General features: G+C 42.1%; 1 protein-coding gene. It reads left to right on the plus strand.

All coding sequences use genetic code 11. From position 1 onward, the window contains the following. The coding region (locus HX793_RS32115) for a DDE-type integrase/transposase/recombinase (protein WP_178905598.1) at window positions 1–209 on the plus strand (209 nt) is incomplete at both ends.

Genomic DNA, 209 nt, shown 5'->3' on the forward strand with positions numbered 1-209 from the left:
TACCTTTGAAAAATTCAAAGAGTTCAAGAATGAAGCGGAAAATCAATTGGGCAGAAAGATAAAGATGCTTAGATCCGACAGAGGCGGTGAGTATCTTAGTATCGAGTTTCTCGATTACCTCAAGGAATGTGGAATTGTTTCACAGTTGTCGCCTCCAAGAACACCACAGTTGAACGGTGTTGCTGAAAGTCGAAACCGAACCTTGTTGG

The organism is Pseudomonas reactans, assembly GCF_013387025.1.
Lineage (GTDB): Bacteria > Pseudomonadota > Gammaproteobacteria > Pseudomonadales > Pseudomonadaceae > Aquipseudomonas > Aquipseudomonas reactans.